The sequence below is a fragment of the Microbacterium pullorum genome, from assembly GCF_014836535.1.
In the GTDB taxonomy this organism is placed as follows: Bacteria; Actinomycetota; Actinomycetes; order Actinomycetales; family Microbacteriaceae; genus Microbacterium; species Microbacterium pullorum.
Genome location: NZ_JACSQP010000009.1, coordinates 1 through 25,663, shown reverse-complemented (window position 1 = coordinate 25,663; position 25,663 = coordinate 1). Strand labels below are relative to the sequence as shown.

General features: G+C 70.4%; 25 protein-coding genes. 15 read left to right on the top strand and 10 right to left on the bottom strand.

What is annotated here, in order from left to right; translation table 11 throughout:
* Positions 1–38: 38 nt before the first annotated feature.
* The 4 genes from H9651_RS12810 to H9651_RS12795 form a co-directional block, all read right to left on the bottom strand.
* The gene (locus H9651_RS12810; RefSeq protein WP_191719719.1) at positions 39–809 is read right to left on the bottom strand and encodes an ABC transporter ATP-binding protein; all 771 of its coding nucleotides are present in this window, start codon (positions 807–809) and stop codon (positions 39–41) included.
* The gene (locus H9651_RS12805; protein WP_191719780.1) at positions 806–1,681 is read right to left on the bottom strand and encodes an ABC transporter ATP-binding protein; all 876 of its coding nucleotides are present in this window, start codon (positions 1,679–1,681) and stop codon (positions 806–808) included. The genes H9651_RS12810 and H9651_RS12805 overlap by 4 nt, the downstream gene beginning before the upstream one ends.
* Positions 1,682–1,811: 130 nt before the next feature.
* Complete coding sequence (locus tag H9651_RS12800; protein WP_191719718.1) at positions 1,812–2,789, bottom strand: branched-chain amino acid ABC transporter permease; 978 nt, start codon at positions 2,787–2,789, stop codon at positions 1,812–1,814.
* Between the two features lie 6 nt (positions 2,790–2,795).
* Positions 2,796–4,160, bottom strand: coding sequence for a branched-chain amino acid ABC transporter permease (locus tag H9651_RS12795; RefSeq protein WP_318244870.1), 1,365 nt, complete (start codon positions 4,158–4,160; stop codon positions 2,796–2,798).
* Between the two features lie 273 nt (positions 4,161–4,433).
* On the opposite strand from H9651_RS12795, the gene guaB reads away from it, so the two are divergent.
* The 7 genes from guaB to H9651_RS12760 all read left to right on the top strand — a co-directional run bounded on the left by guaB (position 4,434) and on the right by H9651_RS12760 (position 12,944).
* On the top strand, positions 4,434–5,936 hold the full coding sequence (gene guaB / locus H9651_RS12790; protein WP_191719717.1) for an IMP dehydrogenase: 1,503 nt from the start codon (positions 4,434–4,436) through the stop codon (positions 5,934–5,936).
* A gap of 153 nt (positions 5,937–6,089) precedes the next feature.
* Positions 6,090–6,986, top strand: a complete 897-nt coding sequence (locus tag H9651_RS12785) for an ArsR/SmtB family transcription factor (RefSeq protein ID WP_191719716.1) — start codon at positions 6,090–6,092, stop codon at positions 6,984–6,986.
* A 105-nt stretch (positions 6,987–7,091) separates the two neighbouring features.
* Positions 7,092–8,210, top strand: coding sequence for a GuaB3 family IMP dehydrogenase-related protein (locus tag H9651_RS12780; RefSeq protein WP_191719778.1), 1,119 nt, complete (start codon positions 7,092–7,094; stop codon positions 8,208–8,210).
* Positions 8,207–9,115 carry an SURF1 family protein gene (locus H9651_RS12775; RefSeq protein WP_191719715.1) on the top strand — a complete coding sequence of 303 codons (909 nt, stop codon included), beginning with the start codon at positions 8,207–8,209 and terminating at the stop codon, positions 9,113–9,115. The genes H9651_RS12780 and H9651_RS12775 overlap by 4 nt, the downstream gene beginning before the upstream one ends.
* A gap of 5 nt (positions 9,116–9,120) precedes the next feature.
* Positions 9,121–9,603 (top strand): DUF3817 domain-containing protein, encoded by a 483-nt coding sequence (locus H9651_RS12770; protein WP_191719714.1) that lies wholly within the window; start codon positions 9,121–9,123, stop codon positions 9,601–9,603.
* Entirely contained in the window at positions 9,600–11,183 is a 1,584-nt protein-coding gene (gene guaA / locus H9651_RS12765; protein ID WP_191719713.1) for a glutamine-hydrolyzing GMP synthase, read from the top strand. Before H9651_RS12770 ends, guaA begins: the two co-directional genes overlap by 4 nt.
* A 387-nt stretch (positions 11,184–11,570) precedes the next feature.
* Positions 11,571–12,944, top strand: coding sequence for a glycosyltransferase (locus H9651_RS12760; RefSeq protein ID WP_191719712.1), 1,374 nt, complete (start codon positions 11,571–11,573; stop codon positions 12,942–12,944).
* Between the two features lie 212 nt (positions 12,945–13,156).
* Here the strand turns inward: H9651_RS12760 and H9651_RS12755 are convergent, their stop codons facing one another.
* Positions 13,157–14,059, bottom strand: coding sequence for a Bax inhibitor-1/YccA family protein (locus H9651_RS12755; RefSeq protein ID WP_191719711.1), 903 nt, complete (start codon positions 14,057–14,059; stop codon positions 13,157–13,159).
* A gap of 151 nt (positions 14,060–14,210) precedes the next feature.
* Between H9651_RS12755 and H9651_RS12750 the strand changes: the two genes are divergently transcribed.
* The 3 genes from H9651_RS12750 to H9651_RS12740 are packed head-to-tail and all read left to right on the top strand — an operon-like array spanning position 14,211 to position 17,256.
* Complete coding sequence (locus tag H9651_RS12750; protein WP_191719710.1) at positions 14,211–15,224, top strand: glycerophosphodiester phosphodiesterase family protein; 1,014 nt, start codon at positions 14,211–14,213, stop codon at positions 15,222–15,224.
* Between the two features lie 59 nt (positions 15,225–15,283).
* Positions 15,284–16,231 (top strand): ABC transporter ATP-binding protein, encoded by a 948-nt coding sequence (locus H9651_RS12745; protein WP_191719709.1) that lies wholly within the window; start codon positions 15,284–15,286, stop codon positions 16,229–16,231.
* Positions 16,228–17,256 (top strand): ABC transporter permease, encoded by a 1,029-nt coding sequence (locus H9651_RS12740; RefSeq protein WP_191719708.1) that lies wholly within the window; start codon positions 16,228–16,230, stop codon positions 17,254–17,256. Before H9651_RS12745 ends, H9651_RS12740 begins: the two co-directional genes overlap by 4 nt.
* 11 nt (positions 17,257–17,267) lie before the next feature.
* Here H9651_RS12740 and H9651_RS12735 read toward each other — a convergent pair whose 3' ends face one another.
* Complete coding sequence (locus H9651_RS12735; RefSeq protein ID WP_225216754.1) at positions 17,268–18,113, bottom strand: M23 family metallopeptidase; 846 nt, start codon at positions 18,111–18,113, stop codon at positions 17,268–17,270.
* Between the two features lie 234 nt (positions 18,114–18,347).
* Here H9651_RS12735 and H9651_RS12730 point away from each other — a divergent pair, with 234 nt between their 5' ends.
* Together H9651_RS12730 and H9651_RS12725 are read left to right on the top strand one after the other, a co-directional pair.
* The gene (locus H9651_RS12730; RefSeq protein ID WP_191719707.1) at positions 18,348–18,497 is read left to right on the top strand and encodes a hypothetical protein; all 150 of its coding nucleotides are present in this window, start codon (positions 18,348–18,350) and stop codon (positions 18,495–18,497) included.
* 40 nt (positions 18,498–18,537) lie between these two features.
* Positions 18,538–19,641 (top strand): FUSC family protein, encoded by a 1,104-nt coding sequence (locus tag H9651_RS12725; RefSeq protein WP_191719706.1) that lies wholly within the window; start codon positions 18,538–18,540, stop codon positions 19,639–19,641.
* Positions 19,642–19,677: 36 nt separating this feature from the next.
* Here the strand turns inward: H9651_RS12725 and H9651_RS12720 are convergent, their stop codons facing one another.
* On the bottom strand, positions 19,678–19,827 hold the full coding sequence (locus tag H9651_RS12720) for a hypothetical protein (RefSeq protein WP_191719705.1): 150 nt from the start codon (positions 19,825–19,827) through the stop codon (positions 19,678–19,680).
* 193 nt (positions 19,828–20,020) lie between these two features.
* Between H9651_RS12720 and H9651_RS12715 the strand changes: the two genes are divergently transcribed.
* Genes H9651_RS12715 through H9651_RS12705 form a run of 3 tightly spaced genes read left to right on the top strand, consistent with a single transcriptional unit; the run spans position 20,021 to position 21,746 of the window.
* Complete coding sequence (locus H9651_RS12715) at positions 20,021–21,064, top strand: iron-containing redox enzyme family protein (protein ID WP_191719704.1); 1,044 nt, start codon at positions 20,021–20,023, stop codon at positions 21,062–21,064.
* Positions 21,061–21,282: a CDGSH iron-sulfur domain-containing protein gene (locus H9651_RS12710; RefSeq protein WP_191719703.1), complete on the top strand. Its 222-nt coding sequence runs from the start codon at positions 21,061–21,063 to the stop codon at positions 21,280–21,282. The genes H9651_RS12715 and H9651_RS12710 overlap by 4 nt, the downstream gene beginning before the upstream one ends.
* Positions 21,283–21,338: 56 nt before the next feature.
* Positions 21,339–21,746 (top strand): HIRAN domain-containing protein, encoded by a 408-nt coding sequence (locus H9651_RS12705; RefSeq protein WP_191719702.1) that lies wholly within the window; start codon positions 21,339–21,341, stop codon positions 21,744–21,746.
* A 70-nt stretch (positions 21,747–21,816) separates the two neighbouring features.
* Here H9651_RS12705 and H9651_RS12700 read toward each other — a convergent pair whose 3' ends face one another.
* The 3 genes from H9651_RS12700 to H9651_RS12690 are packed head-to-tail and all read right to left on the bottom strand — an operon-like array spanning position 21,817 to position 25,231.
* Positions 21,817–23,400 (bottom strand): MFS transporter, encoded by a 1,584-nt coding sequence (locus H9651_RS12700; RefSeq protein ID WP_191719701.1) that lies wholly within the window; start codon positions 23,398–23,400, stop codon positions 21,817–21,819.
* 12 nt (positions 23,401–23,412) lie between these two features.
* Complete coding sequence (locus H9651_RS12695; protein ID WP_318244869.1) at positions 23,413–24,867, bottom strand: DUF2252 domain-containing protein; 1,455 nt, start codon at positions 24,865–24,867, stop codon at positions 23,413–23,415.
* Positions 24,848–25,231 carry an SHOCT domain-containing protein gene (locus H9651_RS12690; RefSeq protein ID WP_191719700.1) on the bottom strand — a complete coding sequence of 128 codons (384 nt, stop codon included), beginning with the start codon at positions 25,229–25,231 and terminating at the stop codon, positions 24,848–24,850. Before H9651_RS12690 ends, H9651_RS12695 begins: the two co-directional genes overlap by 20 nt.
* Positions 25,232–25,663: the final 432 nt, after the last annotated feature.

Genomic DNA, 25,663 nt, shown 5'->3' with positions numbered 1-25,663 from the left:
GGGGCCCTCACTTCGTGCAGCGGGAGGCGGCGGGCAGGTCACGCCCCGTCGGTGCCCAGGGTGCCCAGGTACAGCCCGATCACCTTCGGGTCGTTGAGCAGCTCCCGGCCGCTGCCCTCGTAGGCGTCACGGCCCTGATCGAGCACGTAGCCGCGGTCGCAGATCTGCAGGCAGCGGCGGGCATTCTGCTCGACCATGATGATCGTCACGCCCGCCTTGTTGATGTCGGAGACGCGGATGAAGGCGTCGTCCTGCCGAACGGGGGACAGTCCCGCGCTCGGCTCGTCCAGCAGCAGCACGGAGGGATCCATCATGAGTGCGCGGCTCATCGCCACCATCTGTCGTTCGCCGCCCGAGAGCGACCCCGCGCGCTGCTTGAGGCGCTTGCCGAGCTCGGCGAAGATGCCGGTGACGAACTCCAGCCGCTCGGCGTAGATCTTGGGATTCTGGAACAGCCCCATCTGCAGGTTGTCCTCGATCGACAGCGACGGGAACACGTTGTTCGACTGGGGGACGAACGCGACACCACGACGCACCAGCTTGTCGGCCTTGAGGCCCACGATGCTCTCGCCGTTGACGGTGATGTCGCCGCTGCGCACCTTGACCATGCCGAAGATGGACTTCAGCAGCGTCGACTTGCCGGCCCCGTTGGGACCGATGATGCCGATCAGCTCGCCCTTGCGGGCGACCAGGTTGGCGCTGTTGATGATGTCGATGCCGGGCAGGTAGCCGGCGACCAGGTCCACGACGTCGACGACGACGTCGCCGTCGGTCGCGGACGGTGCCGCGGCGGGAGCGGGAGCACTCATTTCTTCTCCTTCTCGGCCTCGGCGATCGACGCCTCTTCCTCTTCTTTGATCTCTTCGAGCAGGTCGACCGCCGAGGTGTCCAGCTCCCCGGCGATGCGTCCGGTCACGACGCCGAGGTCGACGTCCTGGTGGCTGCCCAGGTAGGCGTCGATGACCGCCTTGTTCTGCATCACGGCATCCGGCGGACCCTCGGCGACGACCTTGCCCTCCGCCATCACCACGACCCAGTCGGCGATGTGGCGCACCATGTGCATGTCGTGCTCGACGAACAGCACCGTCATCCCCCATTCCTTGAGGTCGAGGATGTGGTCGAGCAGCGACTCGGTGAGGGCGGGGTTGACCCCGGCCATCGGCTCGTCGAGCATGACGAGGTTCGGGTCGCTCATGAGCGCGCGCGCCATCTCGAGGAGCTTGCGCTGCCCGCCCGAGAGCGACGCCGCGAAGTCCTGTTCCTTCGCATCGAGCTTGAACCTCTTCAGCAGGTCGCGGGCCTTCTCCTCGTTCGCCGTCTCCTGACCGCGCCAGATCGACGGGATGAAGGACTGCCAGAACTTCTCGCCTCGCTGCTTCGGGGCTCCCAGCTTCATGTTCTCCAGCACCGTCAGCAGCGACAGCGCCTTCGTCAGCTGGAAGGTGCGCACCTGGCCCATGCGGGCCACCTTGAAAGCGGGGATGCCGGCGAGGTTCTTCCCGTCGTACGACCAGGAGCCGCTGTTGGGCTTGTCGAAGCCGCACAGCAGGTTGAACAGGGTCGTCTTGCCGGCGCCGTTGGGGCCGATGAGCGCCGTGATGGCGCCTCGCGGGATCTCGAGGTGCTCGACGTCCACGGCGGTGAGACCGCCGAAGCGGCGCGTGACGCCGTCGATCACCATGATCGGGTCGACCTTGGCGACACCGGGGACGGCCTCGCCCCGGGCCAGGCCCGAGGTCTTCGGACGCGGCACGCTGCCGGTCACCGGCGGCACCTGCGGAGCCTGCGGCTCCTCGGGCGTGTTGGTCTGGTCACTTGACAAAGGTCATCTCCCTCTTGTCGCCGAGGATGCCCTGCGGACGGAAGATCACGAGCAGCATGAGCGAGACACCCACGAGGATGTAGCGCAGCGTGCCCGCCTGGATGTCGGACATGGGGAGGATGCCTTCGGCCGCGAGCTGCGGGAGCAGGTTGCCCAGCAGCGCCATCACCATCCAGAACAGCACGGCGCCCAGCGACGGGCCGAAGATGGTGGAAGCACCGCCCAGGAGCAGGATCGTCCACAGGAAGAACGTGAGCGAGGTCGTGTAGCTCGAGGGGACCACCGCTGAGGGGAGCACGTACACGATGCCACCCATCGCGCCGATCATGCCGCCGACGACGAGGGCCTGCATCTTGTAGGCGAAGACGTTCTTGCCCAGCGCCCGCACGGCGTCCTCATCCTCCCGGATGCCCTTGAGCACGCGGCCCCAGGGGCTGCGCATGAGGGACCAGACGACGAAGATCGCCAGCGCCAGCAGGAACAGCCCGAACACCCGCACCCACAGGCCGTCCTGGTTGAACGTCCAGGGCCCGAAACCGTACTGGCCGTCGGGGAACGGGTTCGCGTCGCGGAATCCGCCGTGGTAGTTACCCAGACCGTCGGCGGAGTTGGTCCACTCGTCGAAGACCTGCGTGGTGAACAACAGCCGGACGATCTCGGCCGCCGCGATCGTGACGATCGCGAGGTAGTCGGCGCGCAGACGCAGGGTCGGGACCCCCAGCAGCACGGCGAACAGCGCCGCCAGCAGGAGCCCGACGATCATGCCCATCCACCAGGGCAGGTTGAAGCTCAGCACCGAGATGGCGTAGCCGTAGCCGCCCAGGGCCATGAAGCCCGCCATGCCGAAGTTGAGCAGGCCCGCGAAGCCGAAGTGCACGGCGAGGCCCGTGGCCGCCAGCGCGTAGGCGATGGTGACGGGGCTCAGCAGGTAGCTGAGCGTGTTTCCGAGGATGGCACCCCAATCCATATCGGGTTACCCCAATCTTTCTTTGCGACCGAGGAGGCCCTGTGGCCTCACCAGCAGGATGAGGATGAGCACGACCAGGGCGCCGGCGTACTTGAGGTCGGACGGGATCCAGAGGGTGGAGGTCTCCACCACGATGCCCACGATCAGCGCTCCCAGCAGAGCGCCGAATGCCGTGCCGAGACCGCCGAGGGTGATCGCGGCGAAGATGAGCAGAAGCATCTGAGTGCCCATGTCCCAGCGCACGCCGGGGCGGAAGTACGCCCACAGCACACCCGAGAGGGCGGCGAGGGTGCCCGCGAGGATCCACACGATGCGCACGACCCGGTCGACGTTGATGCCGGAGGCCGCCGCGAGCTGCGGATTGTCGGAGATCGCACGGGTCGCCTTGCCGATGCGGGTGCCCAGCAGGAAGTACGCGACCGCGATGATCACGACGATGCTGACGCCCATGCTGATCAGGTCGATGTAGCTCAAGGTGATCGGGCCGAACTGGATCGGCGCGGGGCTCGCGCCCGGCAGCTGACGCGTGGAACCGCCGATGAGGTACTGGAAGGTGTAGCGCAGCGCCAGCGAGAGTCCGATGCTCACGATCATGAGCTGGACGACGCCGAGGCCCCTTCTTCGCAACGGTCGCCACAGCGCGGCATCCGAGGCGAGCCCGAGCGCGGCGCCGCCGAGGACCGCGGCGATCAGCCCGACCCACAGCGGCAGCTGCCACATCGTGCTGACGACCATCGCCACCAGCGCCCCCCACGTCACCATCTCGCCGTGCGCGAAGTTCGACAGGCCGGTGGTGCCGAAGATGAGCGCGGCACCCATCGCGGCCAGGGCCAGCAGCAGACCGAAGTTGAGGCCGTTGACGAGGCGGGAGGCGAGCTGGTCGATGAACGACGTGGTCTGGCGTACGCCTTCGCCGAGGAAGAGGTTGACGATCTTCGAGCCGGTGAGGCCGAACTCGACCTCGAACGACGCCGTCGCGCCGCTGACGGGGACCATGCCCTCCGGCAGCAGCTCGGGGTCGACGATGACGCCCTCGGGGAGGGTCGATTCGTCGATCACCAGCGTGTACGTGTCCTTCTCCGGCACATACAGGCGCCAGCGTCCATCGGCGCCGGTGACGGTCTCGGCGTCGAAGCCGCCGCCCTCGATGCCGATCGTCACGTCGGGTACGGCCTCATCGTCGAAGGTGATGACGCCGCCGAAGTAGTAGTCGGTCTCTTCTTGATCGGCGCCCGGGGTGTCCGGCGCGGTCGATGCGGCATGTGCGCCGGTGGGCGCGACCAGCAGGACCATGGCGGCAGCAAGGAAGAGGCCGACGAGAACGCCCACCCATCCGGTGCTGCGCCGCTGCGTCGTGGTCGTGGGACTCACGGAACCTCCGGTTCGAGTACGGGAGGCCAAAGCGCGGGTTCGACATCAGCCTCGATGTACGACGGTATGAGCGTAATGTGTCGGTTCTGTTTCGCCTACCGTACGTTTGCCTCCCCTCTGCCGCGGCGCGGCTGAACCCGCCGCACGTGCGCATGCGGTGAGCGCGCGGGAATGAAAGGGGCGCATGCGCGCTTAGAATCGTTCAAGAGGCGCCGCACTGCGCCGGCCGTCGTCGTCACTCGAGTACGCGCCGCGCGCGCAGGAGAAACATCTATGGAGCACAACGACCCCTTCGGCTTCGTCGGACTGACCTACGACGACGTGCTGCTGCTGCCCGGGCACACCGACGTCATCCCCAGTGATGCCGACACATCCTCGCGCGTCACGCGACGCATCACGGTCGCGACGCCGCTGATCGCCGCCGCCATGGACACCGTCACCGAGGCGCGCATGGCGATCGCCATCGCCCGCGAGGGCGGTCTGGGAATCATCCACCGCAACCTCGCCATCGCCGAGCAGGCCGCGATGGTCGACCGCGTCAAGCGCAGCGAGTCGGGCATGATCACCGACCCGATCACCACGACGCCGGATGCCACGATCGAAGAGGTCGACGCGATGTGCGCGCAGTACCGCATCTCGGGGCTCCCCGTCGTCGACACCGAAGGGCGACTGGTCGGCATCATCACCAACCGTGACATGCGCTTCGTCACCGGCAGCGACCGGCTGGCCACCCAGGTGCGCGACGTCATGACCAGCGAGGGGCTCATCACCGGCAAGGTCGGCATCGGCGCCAAAGACGTCATCGACCTGTTCGCCCACCACCGCGTCGAGAAGCTGCCGCTCATCGACGACGAGGGCAAGCTCGCCGGTCTCATCACGATCAAGGACTTCGACAAGAGCGAGAAGTATCCGCTCGCGACCAAGGACGAGCACGGCCGGCTGCGCGTGGGCGCGGCGATCGGCTTCTTCGGCGACGCGTGGGAGCGCGCTGAGGCGCTGCGCGACGCGGGCGTCGACGTCGTGGTCGTCGACACCGCCAACGGTCAGTCGGCGGGTGTCATCGACATGGTGCGTCGCCTGAAGGCCGACCCCTCGTTCGCGCACATCGACGTCATCGGCGGCAACGTCGCCACCCGCGAGGGCGCCCAGGCGCTGATCGACGCGGGTGTGGATGCCGTCAAGGTCGGCGTCGGTCCGGGCTCCATCTGCACCACCCGCGTCGTCGCCGGTGTCGGCGTGCCGCAGGTGACCGCCGTGTACGAGGCGTCGCTCGCCGCTCGCGAGGCCGGTGTGCCGGTGATCGCCGACGGCGGGCTGCAGTACTCCGGTGACATCGCCAAGGCACTGGTCGCCGGGGCCGACAGCGTGATGATCGGGTCGCTGTTCGCCGGCACCGACGAGTCGCCGGGCGAGATCGTCTTCGTCGGCGGCAAGCAGTTCAAGCAGTACCGCGGCATGGGGTCGCTCGGGGCGCTGCAGACGCGCGGCAAGAAGACGTCGTACTCGAAGGACCGCTACTTCCAGGCCGACGTTCCCAGCGACGACAAGCTCATCCCGGAAGGCATCGAAGGTCAGGTCGCTTACCGCGGCCCGGTGTCGGCGGTGGCCTACCAGCTGGTCGGGGGACTGCGTCAGGCGATGTTCTACGTCGGTGCCCGCACGATCGAGGAGCTGAAGTCGCGCGGCAAGTTCGTGCGCATCACCCCCGCAGGTCTCAAGGAGTCCCACCCCCACGACGTGCAGATCGTCGTCGAGGCTCCCAACTACCGCCGCTGACCGCGCTCGCGAGTGAGTATTCGCGCTCGCGAGTGAGTATTCGTCGCGCCGAGTGAGTATTCGGGGTGCCCGTGCGGCATCGCCTCCCGGCATCCAGCGCTCTCGGCGCGCTCAGCCGAAGGCGCCGAGGCCGACCCGGGCCGCAAACTCGTCGTGCTCACGGCGCATCCGTTCGAGCGGGTCTTCTCGCAGGACGTGCCCGCGAGGCTCATCGGTCGAGTCGACGACGTCGGCGGCCTGCGTTCCGGTTTCATCGCGGATGCGCTGACCCCGACCGCGGAACGCGATGAGACCGTCTCCCGTTCTCGGGATCGGGTCGCGGCCCAGGACCTCGCGGTGTGGGCCGACGACTTGATCGCTCTGCGGGAGCGTGCGGAGCGGCCCGCGTCGATCGAGGTCCTCGACCGGTTCGAAGCCGATCCGACCGTGGGCGTCCACCGGATTCTCGACGCGCTGGAATGGTTCTGGGAGACGGCGCTGGTGGCGCACTGGGACAGGATCCAGGCCCCGCAGGTCGCCGACATCGAGCATCGGACCCGGCTCATCTCGCGCGGCGGGCTGGAGGAGATGCTGCGCACGCTGCACCCCCAGGTCACGCGCACGGAGGACGGGCTCGACATATCGCGCAAGTGCTGCGAACTCGCGAGCGGGTTGAGCGGCGAAGGGCTCATCCTGGTGCCCTGCGTCTTCGCGTGGCTCGGGACGCTCGTTCTCAACCGGCCGCCGTTTCGCCCGACCCTCACGTACGCGCCGCGCGGTGCCGGTGCGATGTGGGAGCGCCGCGCCGTCGGTGAGGAGGAGTCGTCGCTGTGGCAGCTCATTGGGGCGACGCGGGCGAATGTGCTGTGTCAGCTCGACGTCCCGATGACCACGACGCAGCTGGACGGGCAGCTGGCCGTCGCCGCGGCGACCGCCGGCGAGCACCTGCGGGTCCTCTCTGGGGCCGGGCTGCTGCGCTCCTTCCGTCGCGGCCGCGAGGTGTACTACCAGCGCACCCCGATCGGTGACAGCGTCGCCTGCCCAGAGGCGGTCGCCGTCAGCGCGCGTTGACCGTCGCGCGCCGCAGTGGAGCGCCCGTCCCGAATACTCACTCGGCAGCGCGAATACTCACTCGGCGGCCGGGGAAGAGGGGACCGGTAGGCTGGGGGCGTGAGCATGGAGATCGAGATCGGCCGCGCCAAGCGCGCTCGCCGCGCCTACGCGTTCGACGACATCGCGGTCGTGCCGTCGCGGCGCACCCGCAACCCCGAGGATGTGTCCACCGCCTGGGCGATCGACGCGTTCCAGTTCGACATCCCGGTGCTCGGCGCTCCGATGGACTCGGTCGTGAGCCCGCAGACAGCCATCATGCTCGGTCAGCTCGGCGGCCTCGGCGTGCTCGACCTCGAAGGCCTGTGGACCCGCTACGACGACCCCGACCCGCTGCTGGCCGAGATCGCGACTCTTCCCGACGCCGAAGCGACGGCGCGCATGCAGGAGCTGTACTCCGAGCCGATCAAGCCCGAGCTCGTCCGCGACCGCATCGCCGAGATCCGCGCCGCCGGCGTCACCGTGGCCGGCTCCCTCACCCCGCAGCGCACACAGCAGCTGTACGACACCGTCGCCGCCGCCGGCGTCGACCTCTTCGTCATCCGCGGCACCACCGTCTCGGCCGAGCACGTCTCCAGCGTCGAGGCGCCGCTGAACCTCAAGAAGTTCATCTACGACCTCGACGTTCCCGTCATCGTCGGCGGTGCGTCCACCTACACCGCAGCCCTCCACCTCATGCGCACGGGCGCGGCCGGCGTGCTCGTCGGGTTCGGCGGGGGAGCGGCATCCACCACCCGCGCCACCCTCGGCATCCACGCGCCCATGGCCACCGCCGTCGCCGACGTCGCCGGCGCGCGTCGCGACTACCTCGACGAGTCGGGCGGGCGCTACGTGCACGTCATCGCCGACGGCGGCGTCGGCACGTCGGGCGACATCGTCAAGGCTCTCGCGATGGGGGCGGATGCCGTCATGCTCGGCGTCGCGCTCGCTCGCGCCACCGACGCCCCCGGGCGTGGCTACCACTGGGGCCCCGAGGCGCACCACGCCAAGCTCCCGCGCGGCAGCCGCATCCGCGTCGAGCAGAAGGTCAACCTCGAGTCCGTCCTCTACGGTCCCGCGACCGTCGCCGACGGCTCCGCCAACCTCATCGGCGCGCTGAAGAAGTCGATGGCGACGACCGGCTACTCGGACCTCAAGGAGTTCCAGCGCGTCGAGGTCGTCGTCGCCCCGTACTCCGGCGGATGACCCCGCACAGCCCCTCCGGCCGCGACGTCACCGCGCCCGCCGCCCCACCCGAGGTGTTCCCCCCGACCCTGCGCGAAGTGCTGCTGCGCCCGTGGTGGCTCGGCATGCTCGCCCTCGCCCTCGTGGTCGCGGGGGTGTTCGCCTGGCTCGGCCAGTGGCAGCTCGGCAGCGCCATCGACACCGACCCGCCGCCACCCGGCATGAACGAGCAGGTGCGACCGCTCGCCGAGGTCACCGAGCCCGGCCAGTACCTCGCCGAGCCGCTCGTCGGCCAGATGGTCGAGGCATCGGGGCACTGGGTCCCCGGGGACTTCCTCATCGTGGCATCCCGTTTCAACGACGGGGTCGAGGGGTACTGGGTGACCGGTCAGCTGCGGCTGGATGCGGCGACGACCGGCACCGACCAGCCGACCTCACTCGCTGTGGCGGTCGGCTGGACCCCGACCCTCACGGGGGCGGAGGCCGCCGTCGTCGAGCTCGACGCCGCGGTCGCCGCCGATCCGGATGCCACGGTCTCCGTCACCGGCCGGCTCATCTCGGACGAGGGCCCGGGTCTTCCGCCCGCCGGCGCCGATCCCCAGACGATGACCCGCATGTCCCCCGCGGCCCTGCTCGCGCAGTGGCACGACATCGACGGCCTCGATGCGTACCGGGCGTACCTCACCTCTGCGGAGCCGCTCGGCGCACTGGAGCGGATCCACTCGCCCGCCCCGGGGGAGGGATCCACGGTGAACTGGCTCAACATCTTCTATGCCGCCGAGTGGGCGGTGTTCGCGGGCTTCGCGTTCTACATGTGGTACCGCCTCGGTCGCGACGCCTGGGAGAAGGAGGTCGAGGCCCTCGAGGAGGAAGCCGCGAGCACCCCGGCGCGCGGGGATGGCACAGGTGCGGCGACGGTAGGATAGAGGCCATGCCTCAGCCCAAACTCGCCTCGTTTCCGGCGATCCGCGGGGCCCTGCGTTTCTACCAGATCGCATCCGTCATCACCGGTGTGGGCCTGCTGCTGCTGTGTGCCGAGATGATCCTCAAGTACACGCCGCTGGCGGTCGAGGTGTTCGCGGGCGGATCCGGCGGTCTGCTGTGGCTCGCCCCCGTCGTCCCGGGCCCCGAAGGGGAGCTCCTGTCCACCGGCGACGGCCTCAACCTGTCGCTGGGCATCCTCATCGTCCACGGCTGGTTCTACGTCGTGTACCTGTTCGCCTGCTTCCGCATCTGGAGCCTCATGCGGTGGCCGTTCTGGCGCTTCCTGCTGCTCGCGTGCGGCGGCATCGTCCCGCTGCTGTCGTTCTTCATGGAGACCCGCGTCGCCCGTGATGTGAAGGCCTACCTCGTCCGACGCGAGCGCGACGCCGCGGCATCCGAATCCATCCCCGCCACGGAAGGCACCCGTTGACCACGCAGACCGACTCGTCCCAGCGCCCCGTCCTGGTCGTCGACTTCGGCGCGCAGTACGCGCAGCTGATCGCCCGCCGCGTCCGCGAAGCCGGCGTCTACAGCGAGATCGTCCCACACACCGCCACGGCGGCGGAGATCGCCGCGAAGGAGCCGGTGGGGATCATCCTCTCCGGTGGACCCTCGTCGGTGTACGAGCCCGGTGCGCCGGCGCTCGACCCCGCCGTGTTCGATCTCGGCGTGCCGACCCTCGGCATCTGCTACGGCTTCCAGGTGATGGCCCAGACCCTCGGCGGCGAGGTCGCCAACACCGGACTGCGCGAGTACGGTGCGACGGATGCCACGCTCACCGGTGACGGCGGCGTGCTGCTGGGCGGCCAGCCCGCGGCGCAGAACGTGTGGATGAGCCACGGTGACCAGGTCGCCGCCGCCCCCGCAGGCTTCGAGGTGCTCGCCTCGACGGCCGCGACCCGCGTCGCCGCGTTCGCCAACGACGAGCGTCGCCTGTACGGCGTGCAGTGGCATCCCGAGGTCAAGCACAGCGACCACGGGCAGGCGGTGCTGGAGAACTTCCTGCACAAGGCCGCCGGGCTCCCCGCCGACTGGAACAGCGGCAACGTCATCGCCGAGCAGGTCGCGAAGATCCGCGCCCAGGTCGGGGACTCCCGCGTCATCTGCGGGCTCTCCGGCGGAGTCGACTCCGCGGTCGCGGCGGCCATCGTGCACGAGGCGGTCGGCGACCAGCTCGTGTGCATCTTCGTCGACCACGGGCTGCTGCGTAAGGGTGAGCGGGAGCAGGTCGAGCAGGACTACGTCGCCTCCACCGGGGTGCGGCTGGTCACCGTCGACGCCCGGGAGCAGTTCCTCACCGCGCTCGCCGGCGTCAGCGACCCCGAGCAGAAGCGCAAGATCATCGGGCGCGAGTTCATCCGCTCGTTCGAACAGGCCGAGGCGGCCCTCGTCGCCGAAGCCGAAGCCGACGGCGAGCCCATTCGCTTCCTCGTGCAGGGCACGCTCTACCCCGACGTGGTGGAGTCCGGCGGCGGCGCCGGCACGGCCAACATCAAGAGCCACCACAACGTCGGCGGGCTCCCCGAGGACCTGCAGTTCGAGCTCGTCGAGCCGTTGCGCACCCTCTTCAAGGACGAGGTGCGCGCGATCGGTCGGGAGCTCGGGCTCCCCGAGGTCATCGTCGGCCGCCAGCCGTTTCCGGGGCCCGGCCTCGGCATCCGGATCGTGGGTGAGGTCACCGCTGACCGTCTCGAGATTCTGCGTGAGGCCGACGCCATCGCCCGCGAAGAGCTGACCAAGGCGGGCCTGGACGGCGAGATCTGGCAGTGCCCCGTCGTGCTGCTGGCCGACGTGCGCTCGGTCGGCGTGCAGGGCGACGGCCGCACCTACGGGCACCCGATCGTGCTGCGTCCGGTCTCCAGCGAAGACGCCATGACGGCGGACTGGACCCGCCTGCCCTACGACGTGCTGTCCAAGATCTCCAACCGCATCACCAACGAGGTGCGCGACGTCAACCGGGTCGTGCTCGACGTCACGTCGAAGCCCCCGGGGACCATCGAGTGGGAGTGAATCGGTGAGGGATGCCGCGGCCTGAGGGTCGCGGCATCCGTCGTTTTCGGGCACCTTCGCCTGTCGGAATTCAGGCTGTGGGTGGCCGGGGGCGGCTGCGGGGGTTTGCCGGGTCCGGTGAGCCTGAATTCCGACGCGAGGCGCGGCCGCACCGGGCGCCTCCGACAGTCGGAATTCAGGCTGTGGGCGGTGCGGGCGGGCTGCAGACGGTTGCCGTGAGCGGTGAGCCTGAATTCCGACGCGAGGCGCGGCCGCACCGGGCGCCTCCGACAGTCGGAATTCAGGCTGTGGGCGGTGCGGGCGAGCTGCGGCGGGCGGCAGGGTGCGTGAGCCTGAATTCCGACGCCGGCTCGGGGGACACCCGGCGGGGTGGGGGAGGATGGAGCGATGACCGATCGCGCCCTTCCCGACGCCGAGTACCTGGTTCTGGCGAGCCGGCTGATTCCCGACCGCGACGGCGGCTTCACCATCTCGGTGCTGCGCCGCGTGCAGGACATGCGGGCCGCAGGCGCGCGGGTGCGGGTGCTGAGCGTCGATCCCGGCGACCAGGCCGATCACGACGCGCACCGTGCCGAGTGGGTGCGTCGCGGGCTGCTGGTCGCGCCCGCAGATCTTCGCAACCTGTTCGACGACGCCCGCACGGATGCCGCGTGGCTGCGCGCCGCGGCGCTGCCACTGCCCGCGCCGACGGCCGCTGACGACGCCCGCACCATCCGCGACGCGGAGGGCCGCACCGTGCTGGAACTTCCGGTGATCGCCGGCGACCCCGCGTGGCACCTGAGCGAGGCGCCGGTCGTGGTCTGGAACGCCGACGGCACGGCGCCGGCCGGTTGGCTGCCCGGATTCGGCGGGCTCTACCGCGCGTGGCTGAACGCCCTCGCCGCGGTGTCCGATCGGCCCGTCGTCGTCATCTGCGAAGCCCGGCAGGTGGGCGAGGTGCTGGTGGCAGACGCGCCGCCGCTCCTGGACCCCGACATCCGGGTGCTCCACACCACCCATGCCTGCCATGTGCAGACGCCGTACACGTGGGATGCGCCGATGGATGCCGCGTGGTCGCGGTGGCTCGACATCGCCGACCGGTTCGACGGTGTGCTGTGGCTCACCCCCACCCAGCAGGCCGATGTGCAGCGCCGGGTGGGCGACGGCATCCCCTCGTTCGTCGTGCCGCATCCGGCACCGTCGGGGCTTCGGAACGAGCCGGTGCCGGGGCGCATCGTCATGCTCAACACGCTGAGCGCGCGCAAGCGCGTGGACCACGCCGTGCGCGCACTGGCGCGTGTGCGGGCATCGGTGGCGCACGCCGAGCTGCATGTGCACGGCGACGGCCCCGAGCGTGCGGCGCTGGAGGAGCTGGCAGCCGAGGTCGGCGTCGGGGACGCGGTGGTGTTCCACGGGCACGCTCCCGATCCCGAGACGGCGTGGTCGACGGCGGACCTGTTCGTGCTCGCCAGCACCAACGAGGGGCAGCCGCTCGTCGTGCTCGAAGCCCTCGGCCACGGCGTGCCGGTGGTCTCGTACGACATGCCCTACGGCCCGCGCGACACCCTCGCCCGCGGCGGCGGCATGCTCGTGCCCGACGGCGATGTCGAGGCCCTCGCCGGTGCGCTCACCGCGCTGCTGACCGGTCCCGGGGTGCGCGCGTGGCTGTCGGATGCCGCCCGCGCCGCCGCCGCGCAGATGGATGCCGCCGCGTCGATGCGTGCGCTCGCCGCGGCCGTCGAGTCCGCGCTGACCGCCCCCGCCCCGCGCCCCGGTCGCTGACCCGCCCCCCGCGCCCGCCCGCCGCGCCCGCCCCCCGCGCCCGCGCCCCGCGCGCGCCCCGCCGTCCGTGAAGCTGCACCTGGCGGCCGAGACGATGGGAAGCTCCCCTTGCTTCGGCCGCCCGCTGTCGTCTCACGGTCCGGCCACGCCCCGCGGGAACGCAGAAAGGGCCGCCCCGAGGGGCGGCCCGTTCGCGACGAACGGCGCGGTGCTTACTCGCTGCCGCGCAGGATCGCGAGCATGCGCAGGATCTCGACGTACAGCCAGACGACCGTGACCATGATGCCGAAGGCACCCATCCAGGCGAACTTGCGGGGAGCGCCGTTGCGCACCCCCTGCTGGATCTGGTCGAAGTCGAGCACCAGCGAGTAGGCGGCCATGATGACCACGAGCACCCCGATGATCAGGCCGAGCGGGATGCCGGCGATCGTGGCGCTGTGCAGACCGAACATCATGCCGGCGGGCACGACGCCCACGAGCATGAGCACGACGTTCAGCAGCGAGAAGACGAGGTAGCCGACCATCGCGATCATGAAGATCTTGGTGGCCTTCTTCGACGCGCGCACCTTGCCGCTGGCGAAGAGGGCGAGGGTCACGCCCACGACGGCGAGCGTCGCCAGGGTCGCCTGCATGACGATGCCGGGGAAGATGAATTCGAAGTACGCCGAGATGCCGCCGACGAACAGGCCCTCGAAGGCCGCGTAGGCGAAGATGAGGCCCGGGCGGATCTTCTTGCGCGAGCCGAAGATGACGGCCATCGACAGCACGAAGCCGCCGAGGGCGCCGATGATCCACGGCATCATCGTGGGCGCCGGGTTGGCGACCGTGACGGTCGACAGCGTCCAGATCCAGCCGACGACGGCCGTGACCAGCAGGATCGCGAAGAGGCCGATGGTCTTGATGACCGTGTCCTCGACGGTCATGCGGTCGGTCTCGATCGCACCGGCGGGCGGGGCGGCGTACATGCCTTCCAGGTTGGCCTGGGTGGCGACGTCGACGCCCTGGTGCTGAGCGGCCGCGTACTGAGTCTGTGCCGCGCCGGCGCTGGGCGGCGTCAGACCGGGACGCTGCTCCTGGAACGCCGGGTTGGCGAATGCGGGATTGTTGAGGGCCACGTGCTCTCACACTCCAAAGTCGGGGTTGGTGACACAGCGCCATGCTGTGTGCAATCCACAGTATCGGACCGGTATCGGGGGAGGAGAGGGATATCGCTGAGAGCGAGCAATGAATCGGATGCCCGAAAGCCCCGCCGCGTAGCCTGGATCGGTGCCCCGCCCCCGCCCGCTCGTCATCGGTCACCGCGGTGCGCCCGGGTACCGTCCCGAGCACAGCCGGTCGTCGTACGACCTCGCCCTCGCGCTCGGGGTGGACGGGGTGGAACCCGACGTCGTGCTCTCGGCCGACGGCGTGCTGGTGGTGCGGCATGAGAACGACATCTCCACCACGACCGACGTCGCCGACCGTCCGGAGTACGCCGATCGGCGGACGACGAAGTCGGTCGACGGCGAGGAACTGACCGGCTGGTTCACCGAGGACTTCACGTGGGAAGAGCTGTCGGGTCTGCGCTGCCGGGAGCGCCTGCCGAAGATCCGCCCCGCCAGCGCCGGGTTCGACGACGCCCAGCCGGTGCTGCGGCTGCGCGACGTGCTCGACCTCGTGCGGGACGCGTCCCACGCGGAGGGACGCGAGACCGCGGTGGTGCTGGAGATCAAGCACGCCACCTACTTCGCCTCGCTCGGGTGGGACATGGCCGCGATCGTCGCCGACGAGCTGCGCGCCGCGGGCTGGGCCGACGGGCGGCTGCCGCTCGTCGTGGAGTCGTTCGAATCGACCGTGCTGGCGGAGTTGCGCCGCCGCGGCATCCGGGGCTCCTACATCTACCTGCTCGAGGCCGCGGGTACGCCCTTCGACCTCGCAGCCACGCACGGCGCCGCCGCGCCGACCTACCGGCAGACGGCGACCCCGGCGGGCCTGGATGCGCTCGTGGGTGCCGTCGACGGCATCAGCGTGGACAAGCGGCTCATCCTCGCGCCCGACAAGCTCGGCCACGTGCACGGCCCCTCGGCGGTCACCACCGATGCCCACGCGCGGGGGCTGCGCGTGTTCACCTGGACGGCGCGCCCCGAGAACGCGTTCCTGGTGCGCCAGTTCCGCGGTCCCGGCGGCAAGGCCGTGTTCGGCGACTACGAGGCGGAGTGGCAGGTGCTGGTGGATGCCGGGGTCGACGGCGTCTTCGTCGACCACCCCGATCTGGGCGTCGACTTCTTCCGCGATCCCTGACCCGCCGCGCCGGATCGGTGTTCGCGCCGCCCCCGACGCCGTCCGCTAGGGTGACGCTCGTGACCACACCCGGAATAGTGGCCCACGGCGTGCGCAGGTCGTTCGGCGACGTGCACGCGGTGCGCAATGTGACCCTCGAAGCGCGGGAGGGTGCGGTCACGGGGCTGGTCGGCCCCAACGGCTCGGGCAAGACGACGCTCATGCTCATGCTCGCCTCGCTCCTGGCCCCCGACGCCGGAGACCTGCGCATCGGCGGGGTCGATCCCGTCGCCGAGCCTGCGCTCGCGCGCGGCATCCTGGGGTGGATGCCGGATGCGCTCGGTGCCTGGCCCGCCCTGACGGCGCGCGAGACGATCACCATCACCGGCGAGCTCTACGGCATGACCCGCGAGCAGGCCCGCGCCCGCGCCGCCCAGCTGCTCGCCGAGCTCGGCCTCGAGCCCCTCGCCGACTCCCCGGCGCGGGTGCTCTCGCGCGGACAGAAGCAGAAGCTCGGGCTCGCCCGCGCGCTCGTGCACGACCCCCGCGTCCTGCTGCTGGACGAACCAGCCTCGGGCCTGGACCCGCAGGCGCGCATCGACCTGCGCGTGCTGCTGCGCCGGTTCGCCGCCGAGGGGTGCACGGTGCTCATCTCCAGCCACGTGCTGTCGGAGCTCGAGGAGGTCATCGACGACGCCGTGTTCCTCGTGGCGGGCGAGACGGTCGGTTCCGACCGGGTGGCCGCCGCGGCATCCCGCGTGCGCACCTGGCGCATCCGCCTGGCCGATCGCGACGCGACGGCCGCCGTGCTTCCGGTGGCCCGGACGCTGGGGCTGGATGCCGGTGTGCTCCCGATCGACCGGCGCGATGTGCTCGTGGGGTTCGCCTCCGATGCCGACGCCGCGCAGGCGCTCGCCGCGCTCATCGGCGCCGGGCTCCCGGTGGCGGAGTTCTCGGCGGCCACCAGCATGCTCGAGCACACCTTCCTCGATCTGGGTGAGGGACCGGCCAGGGGAGGCACCGCATGAACCTGCAGCGGCTCGGCACGATCGTGCGGCTCGAACTCATCCAGCGGGTGCGGTCGGTGGCCTGGTACGTGCTGCTCGGCATCTTCGGCCTGCTCCTGGTCGGCGTCACCATGCTGGCGTTCACGATGTTCAGTTCGACGGCGGACACCGGGGCAGGCATCTACTCCACCGTCGTGTTCATCACACTGCTGCTGGCGGTGCTGGTGTCACCGACCTTCAGCGGCAACTCGATCAACGGCGACCGCGATGCCGCCACGCTCGCACCGGTGCAGGTGACGCTCGCCTCGACGGGGGAGATCCTCGTCGGCAAGTTCCTCGCGGCCTGGGCGACCGGTCTCGCCTTCGCGGTGGTCGCGCTGCCGTTCCTGGCGATCGCGACCCTCGGCGGTGGCGTGAGCCCGTGGACGGTGCTCGTCTCCCTCGTCGTGCTGATCATCGAGATCGGCGTCATCTCCGCCGTCGGTGTCGCACTCAGTGGCATCCTCGCCCGTCCGCTGTTCTCGGTGGCCACGACCTACCTCGTCGTCTCGGCCCTGACGATCGGTACCCTCATCGTCTTCGCGCTCGTCGGCTCCAGCATCCGCACCGAGGTGACGTCGTCCTACCGCGTCGCCGACTACTCCGGCGACACCGTCGTGTGCACGGACGAGTGGGAGACCTACACCCGCGAGCAGCCCCGCTTCGACTCGGTGTGGTGGGTGCTCGCGGCGAATCCGTTCGTGATCCTGGCGGATGCGACGCCCGCGCAGTTCGGCGCGGAGGGGTGGCCGGTGGACCTGTTCGGGCAGATCAAGCTCGCTGTGCGCTCGGCGCAGCTGGCCCCCGTCGCGGAAGAGATCTACGACGAGTGCGCCGAACGCGCCCCGCAGTCCCAGACGGCGGAGCAGATCGTGGCCTCGACGACACCCAGCTGGTTCGTCGGTCTCGGGGTGCAGATCGCGCTGGCCATCGGCCTCATGTTCTGGGCCTACGCCCGCACCCGCACCCCCGCGCGCGCACTGCCCCCGGGCACCCGCATCGCCTGACCGCCCTGCGCTCAGAGGCCGTTGGCGACCAGCCAGCTCTCGCCGTTGACGTAGCTGTTGTTGACCTGCACCTCCAGGTGCAGGTGCGTGCCGAAGGCGCGACCCGTCGCGCCGACCTGGCCGATCACCTGCCCAGCGGTGACGCGGTCGCCCACCTGGACGGTGCGGGTGCCGTAGGTCATGTGCGCGTAGAGGGTCGTCACGCTCGTGCCGTTGATGTTGTGGGCGACCCGCACGTACACGCCCCAGCCCGGGCCGCTCTCGGATGACTCGATCACGATGCCATCGGCGATGGCGTAGATGGGGGTGCCGGCGGCGACCATGTAGTCCACGCCCTTGTGACCGGCGTACGGGGTGCCGAAGTTGTTGAAGTAAGGGAGCGGGCGGGTCACCCCACCGGCGCCGACGATGGGCAGCGCCGACGAGATTGACGAGAGCTGGCCGTTGGTGATGGCGGCCGCCAGACGTGCGCGCTCGGCCTCGGCCTTCGCCTGCTCGATGCTGGCGAGTTCTTCGGGGGTCGTGGCTGCGTAGGACGCCCGGTCGAGAGCGACCCCGTCGGCGGCGGATGCCACGACGAGCGACTGCGTCTCGCGGGTGTCGGCCGCGGCTGCCGCCGACGTGGCGGCATCCGTCGCCGTACCCGGGACGGCGGGCTGCGCCGCCGTTGTCGTGCCCTCCGTGCCGGGGTAGGCGACGGCGGGGAGGGCGACGGTGCCGGCCAGGCTCACGACGACGGCGATCGCGAACGCGCTGCGCACCGTGACGCGGGGGGTCACGGCGCGTGCCGCGTCGCGGGCAGCCGCGCGGGCGGCGCGACGCGTGGCGGCGGGCGTGGCGGAATTCTGCTCAGTCAAACGGTTCCTCTGGGCGCGTCGGGCCCCGCGGATCGGCGCCGTCGGGTCTACGGCGGGTGTTCGGGTGATTGCAGATCTCGATCTGGTCCGCAACGATTTCGAGTAACGATTTTGTCACGGAGAACCTGGACGGAGCCTCCGAGCGCGCGGATAGCCGCGCGGCGGGGCTTCGTCAACCGGGTGCGGTCCGTCGCGGGGGGATCGATCCTGAAGGAGTCAGGAAAGGAGCACGCCATGAGCATCAACGTGCCCGATGAGGACCGTCCGATCGATCCCGACACCGGGCTGCCGGCGGAGCCGGTGCCCGACGAGGAGCGGCCGGTGCCACTCGACGACGACGGAGACGTGATCGGGGCGCGGGGCGGCGATCAGGACGACGAGTGAGCGCAGCGGCTGCCGCCGCGCGGGGTCGTCGGGCGGCGCGATGAGCCCCTCGCCTCGCGGCGCACTCCGACGGCCGGCGGTGGTCGCGACCCTGCGCTCCGCCGGGAGCGAGGTCGTCGCACTGTCCCGGCTGCTGCTCGCGGTGAAGACAGCGGTCGCCGCGGCACTGGCCTGGTATCTCGCGCCCTACGTGCCGTTCGCCAGCGCCGAATACTCCTACTACGCCCCGATGGGGGTGCTGGTGAGCATGTACCCGACGGTCGCCGACTCGGCCCGCGCCGGGTTCCAGGCGATCGTCGGGCTCGGGCTCGGCATCCTGCTCGGCTTCGGTGGACTGGTCGCCCTGACGGTGGGGGCGCCGGGAATCGTGGCGATCGCCCTCGTCATCGGGGTGGGGGTGGCGCTGGGCGGCATCCGCCGGCTCGGGGAGGGGCGCGAGTGGATCGCGCTGGCGGGACTGTTCGTGCTGGTGCTGGGTGGCCGTGACGCGGACGAATTCTCCACCTCGTACATCGTCACGATGGCGTTCGGGGTGCTCGTGGGCGTCGCCGCGAACTACGTGCTGCTGCCGCCGCTGTACCTGCGAGAAGCGGGGGCGCAGCTCGCCCAGCTGCGCGATCGCATCGCTCAGAGCCTGCAGCAGACCGCCGATCTGATCGATGAGGGCGACCTCGACGCCGATCGCCTCGGCCGTGACGCCGACGACCTTGCGGCGCTCTCGGTGAGCGTGGCGGAAGGCGTGCGCGAGGCGGGGCGCAGCGTGCGCGGTAATCCGCGCGGGCGACATCGTGCGGCCGAGCAGGAGCAGAACCGGCGGGCGTGGTCGGCGCTGGAGCGGTCGGTGCTGCTCGTGCGCGAGTTGATGGAAATGCTCATGCAGTACCCCGACGTCGCTCGAGGCGCGTCGGATCGCTCGACCGTGGCCCTGGCCGAGGCCGTGCGTGCCTGCGGTGTGCTGATGGCGACGCCTGAGTCGGAGCCGGAGGCCGCGGAGTGCCTCGATGAGGCGTCCCGCGCCGTCACCCGCTACGCGCAGCTCGTGGCCGCGGGTGCGCAGAACGCCCCCGCGTTCTCGCCCGAACTCGCCGTGGCGGGGTATCTCGGCCGGCTCGTGCAGCTCTGTCGTCGCTCGCAGTACCCGTGACGACGTGAGGGCCGGGCGGATGCCCGGCCCACACGTTCACCCGGCTTCACCGGTCTCGCGGTCGTCGTCGGGGTCGTCGCCTTCTGCCTGCGAGGGGTGGCCGGTGGCGCCGTCGCCGTCGCCGTCCGGCGGACGGTCGGGGTCTTCTCCCTCGGCCTGGCTGGGGTGACCGCTGTCGGTGTCCATGGCTGTCCTCCTTCTGTTCGAGCGTCTTTCCGCACGACCGTAACCACCTCGCGCGGCGAGCCAGAAGGGATTGACGGGCGACGGTCGCGAGGGTAATCCGCGCTAGCGACCGGCATCGGCGGCGTCAAGTCCCTGCGACCGGATCGGGCTTCTTGCGAGTCTGAGGGGGCACCGACCACAGACAGGACGCACGATGACCACCCACGCCGCCGCGAACCCCGACACACGCACCCGACCGATGGCGCGCGGGCCGCTCAGCGCCGAGATCCTCGACCTGCTGGCGGACGATACTCAGGATGCCGCGGGCCTCGCCGACCGGGCGGCAGCCGTCGTCGACCGCGCCACCGACATCGCCCGGGACGACGACGTGCAGGTGAGCCTGTTCCTCCTCTATGCGCTGCACTACGGATCGCTCGCCGACTTGCCGGTCGCACGTGAGTGGGATCTCGACCTGCTGGGCGCGCGGCGGGTGCTGGAGGCAGCGTTCGAGGCGCAGCTGCGCGCCGAGATCGAGGTTCCCGACGCCCCCGAGGCCACCGTCGACGCGGTCGCCCGGCTGCTCTTCTCGATGACGGCGCCGGCTCCGGGGCCGAGCCTGGCCCGCTACGTCGCCAAGACGGCATCCGTCGAGCAGCTGCGGGAGTTCCTCATGCACCGCAGCATCTACACGCTGCGCGAAGCGGACCCGCACTCGTGGGCGATCCCGCGGCTCACCGGCCGGCCGAAGGCGGCGCTCATGGAGATCCAGTTCGACGAGTACGGCAGCGGTGACGCCGGCCGCGCGCACGCCGGGATCTTCGCGCAGACGATGCGCGGCGTCGGCCTCGACGACACGTACGGCGTCTACGTCGATGTCGTGCCTGCGGTCACGCTCGCGTCGCTGAACGTGATGTCGATGTTCGGCCTCCAGCGGCGCCTGCGCGGCGCGATCGTGGGGCACCTCGCCGCTTTCGAGATGACCTCCTCGATCCCCAACAAGCACTACGGTGACGGGTTCCGCCGGGCCGGCTTCGACTGCGACGTCACCGCATACTTCGACGAGCACGTCGAGGCCGATGCCGTGCACGAGCAGATCGCAGGGCGGGACCTCGCCGGGGCGCTCGCCGAGGAGGAGCCGCACCTCGTGCCCGACATCGTCTTCGGCGCCGCGGCCTGCCTCGCGGTGGACGGGTGGGCGGGGGAGCACATCCTGAACGCCTGGCAGGAGGGACGCACCGCCCTGTGGAGGAGAGCATGACGCGCACCGAGACCACCATCACCCCCTACCCCGACGGGCCGCTGATCGTGCGCGGCGACGTGGTCTTCCGCAACGAAGCGGGGGAGGAGATCCGCCAGCCGCGGCGCACGGCGGCGCTCTGCCGCTGCGGGGTGTCGGCGATCAAGCCGTGGTGCGACGGCACGCACAAGCTGATCGGGTTCACGACCTCTCCGGCCGCCCCCGACGCGCAGGGGTAGTGGCGGCGACCGTCGGCACGGGCGATTTCCCAGGGCGCTTCGATACCCTGAACGGAATGTCTGTCTGGTGGGAACACGTCCGCTCTCTGCTTTCGTTGCGTGCCCACGAGCACGCCGCGCTCCCCGATCTGCGTGGACTCGAATCCCGCCGTGCCCGGGTGGAGCGCACCCACTTCCTCGCGGACGACCACGAGCGCTCGCATAACGGTGACCGCATGTATGTGCTGCGTCGCGAGCCGCGCAACAGTCGCGATGCCTCATCGATCGCGGTCCACGCGCGCGGGCGCGTCGTCGGATACGTCTCGGACTCACACGCGGCCGGCATCGCACCGCTGCTGGACGATCTCGGCGGTGCTGCCCTGGTCAACGGGCTCGGTTCGACCGCGGGCAGCAGCAGGCTGTGGGTGGAACTGCCCGCCGAGGACGCTCTGCGCGAGTTCGTCGGGTCGTACGAGGCGGCCTGAGCGCGCGCCACGGGCTTGTGCTCGCCGCACGCGTCGGTGCGGCGCGGATGCGTTGCCGACTGACGCCGGGTCAGTCCAACAGGGTGTTGCCCGAACCGGATGCCACCGGATCGGGGAGGCGCCGCATGCGCAGTGCGTTGACGATGCCGGCGAGCGCGGTGAGGGTCGGGAGGAGCAGCGCCACCTGCAGGGCGATCGGACGCGCCTCGGCGTTGATGCGCAGGATCTCCTCCTGAATGGGCGGCGGCTGGGCGACGAGGAGATCGGCGAGGGCGGCATCCGACATGAACTGGGCATCCGCTTCGAGCACCTGCGCGACGCGTGGCTTCTCATCTTCGGGGATGACGCTGCTCGCCTCGGACATGTTCGTGAAGACGAAGGCGAGGGAGGCGAGCATGATGGCGCCGGCGAAGGCGAGCCCGAACGACAGCCCGAACGATCCGGCCGCGGAGTTGACGCCGGCGGCTTCGCTCACGCGTTCGTCGGAGATGGGCGAAAGGGTGTAGTTGTTCAGCTGTGACACCAACAGCCCCAGGCCGCACCCGCAGACCAGCAGCGGCGCGAGCAGCAGCCAGCCGCTCGATGCGCGCGGCACGACGAAGATGAGGGTGAGCAGCCCCGCGAGCAGCAGCAGGAAGCCGCTGAGCACGAGGTTCGCGGGGCGGAGCTGCCGCTTCATCCTGCCGGCGATCATCGCGACGGCGAACATGCTGAGCGACAGCGGGGCGAGCGAGAGGCCCGCCTGCAGCGCGTTGTAGCCGAGCACCATCTGCAGATAGATCGGCAGCACGATCATCGAGCCGCCGAGAGCGATCTGCTGCAGCATCTGCTGGGTGACCCCGATGCGGAACGGCTTGGATCGGAACAGGTCGGGGTCCAGCAGCGTCGCCCGCTCGCGGCGCCGGCGGCGCACGAGCCAGAATCCGAGCCCCACGAGACAGAGGAGCCCACCCGAGATGATCGCGATCACCGGACCCTCGCCCTCCTGCCACACGAGGATCCCGATCACGACACCGCCCATGCCGAACACCGAGAGGATCGAGCCGACGACGTCGATCCGGCGCGCGCCGGTGTAGGGCACGTCGCGGACGAGGCGGATGCCGAGCAGCACGACGCCGATGACCACCGCTTCCAGCAGGAACGCGATGCGCCACGACAGGAACGTGGTGATGAAACCGCCCAGCAGCGGGCCGACGGCCGCCGCGATCGCCGCCGAGCCGCCGACGAGGGCGTACACGCGCTTCTGCGCGGCGCCCTCGAAGTTGCCGTGGATGAGCGACTGCATGGCGGGGAGCAGGAGCGAGGCACCCAGGCCACCGAGCACCGCCCAGAAGATGATGATCGGCACGAGCGTCTGGGCGAGCGTCATCGCCACCGCCCCGGTGGCGTAGCAGAGCAGTCCGATCACGTAGGCGCGTTTGCGGCCGATGAGATCGCCGGTCTTGCTGCCGATGAGGATGAACGCCGCCGAGACGAGCGCTTCGAGCGCGATCGCCGACTGCACCCCACTGACGGTCGTGCCGATGTCGGCCACGACCGCCGAGATCGACACGTTCATGATCGACGTGTCCACGACGAGCACGAACATGGCCATCGCCAGCAGCAGGGCGAGCTTGCCGTTGAAGGTGCCCGTGGCGGGTGCCGGTGCGCTCATCGCCGCCTCCGGCTAGGCCGGTGTGGCTCCCAGGCGGTGGGAGTCGACGGCAGCCGCGAATGTGCGGTAGTCGGCGTCGTTCTGGTCGGCGTACGCGGCGGCGAAGTCGGCCATGGCGTCGTCGAACGCGCTCGATTCGCCGAGATACGCCGCGATCTGCACCCGGTCGCCGGAACGTGCGTGGGCGCGCGCGAGCGTCTCACCGCAGATGCGGGCGTAGAGCACCGCGCCCAGCGGCACCATCCGCTCGGGGTCGAGGGAGCCCTTCCAATCGTGCAGTTGCCGGATGTAGTAGTCGTGTTCCAGCGCGTCGTCGCCGGCGGCCCTCGGCTGCCAGCCGAGGAAGATGTCGCTCGAAGCCTGCATCGCCCGCTGCCCCCGCACGACGCGCTCGCCGTGGCTGGCGGTAGGCGAGGGGCCGAGGAACCGTTCGAGTACGGATGCCTCCGCCTCCTTCGCCTGCAGGAACAACGGGTCCTCCTCGTCGCGCCCGACCAGCAGCAGCACCCACGCCCGCGTACCGACGCTCCCCACCCCGACGACCTTGCGTGCCATGTGCACGTAGGTGTATTCCGACAGCGGATGCCGCTGCATGCCGAGGGTCGTCCGGTACGACGCGAGGAGGGCCTGCATGCGGTCCTGGATGTCCGCGGCATCCATGTCGTCACCGACGAGGTCCTCGACCGGCACGATGAGCGGCGGGTCGGCGGCGATGCGCAGACGCCCCTCCTGGGTGGACACCAGCTTGGCGAACGCGCGCAGGCGGTCTTTGGTGCGGGCCTTCGCCACGACCGAGGCGAAGGTCTTCGTCTGGCGCTTGGTCGCCCGCTCTTCGCCGCGCTCGTGTCGCAGCCACGTCTGCACGCTGTCGGCGTCGAGGGTGTCGTACCAGGCGTCCAGCACCGAGGCCCGGGCCGCGGCCCGCATGCGTTCGCGGTAGCCCGTGGCCGCCGCGGTGACCGCTTCGCGGCGTTCGGCGTCGCTGAACCCGCGGTGGCGACCGGCGATCTCGAAGCTCGTGACGAGGCGCTTCACGTCCCATTCGAACGGGCCGGGCAGGGTCTCATCGAAATCGTTGATGTCGAAGATCAGGCGCCGCTCGGCCGATCCGAACAGACCGAAGTTCGACAGATGCGCGTCGCCGCACAACTGCACGGTGAGCCCGGTCTGCGGGGTGGCGGCGAGATCCGACGCCATCAGCAGCGCCCCGCCTCGATAGAAGGCGAAGGGCGAGGTGCGCATGCGCTCGTACCTCACGGGAACGAGCTCGGGCACACGCGAACGGGCCTGGTCCTCCAGCAGCGCCAGCGGATCGGTGCGGCCAGCGGCGGCCTGCCATGGGCCGTGACTGCGCCGGGGCGTCTGGGCGCGCGCGGCGCGGCCGGCCTCGCGTCGGGCGGCGAACCCGGCGCTCGGTTGCACGGGAGTGACGGCGGCCATGTCGAGGTCAGGTGACAGCGAGGGCACGGGTCTTCAGAGCGTCGAACTCGGCCTGCGAGATCGCGCCGGAGTCGAGGAGCTTCCTCGCCGCCTCGATGTCGGCAGCGGGGGAGCGTCCGGTGACGTCGCGGATGTAGGCATCGGCATCCGTTCTGCTCTCCCGCGCCTGCACGCCGCTGCGGCGCTCGCCGAGGCGTTGGGGGCGCGCGATGATGTAGACCAGCGCCCCCAGCAGCGGCAGGAACACGACGAAGATGACCCAGAGGGCCTTCGCCCCGCCGCTGAGTTCGTGATCGCGGAACACGTCGACGAGCACGGTGACGACGAGCCAGATGCAGGCGAGCCAGATGTAGAACATGAACGCCCACATCAGGAAATCCCATACGCCCATGTCGGTCGGTCCTTTCGTGGTCGGTGGTCGGTGGTGCGGTGGTGCGGTGGTGCGTGGTCGGTGGTGCGTCGGGGTGGCGTGGTGCCGGGGTGCGTGGTGCGCGCCGGGGCGGGGCCGCGGTGCGCGATGCGGCGCTTGTGGCGCACGTTAGGGCGCGTGCGGCGCTGCCCGCATCACCCGCGTGAGGTGAGGTGACCGGATCGCGCCGTCGCGGGGTGGTTCGCGGTGTCGTCTCCTCCCCAGACGCGACCTGCTGCCAGTTGTCCACAGAATCGGTGTATTCGTCGCTTGGTCTGGGGTTTGCGCGGCTGCAATGTCGGAGGGGGTCGGCAGCATTAGAGGTATGAACACCTCGTCGGTCAGCCCCCGCAGCGACACCCGGTCTCCGGGTGCGGTGCTGTCCGACCTGGCCGCGGCGCGGCGCCGGGTGGC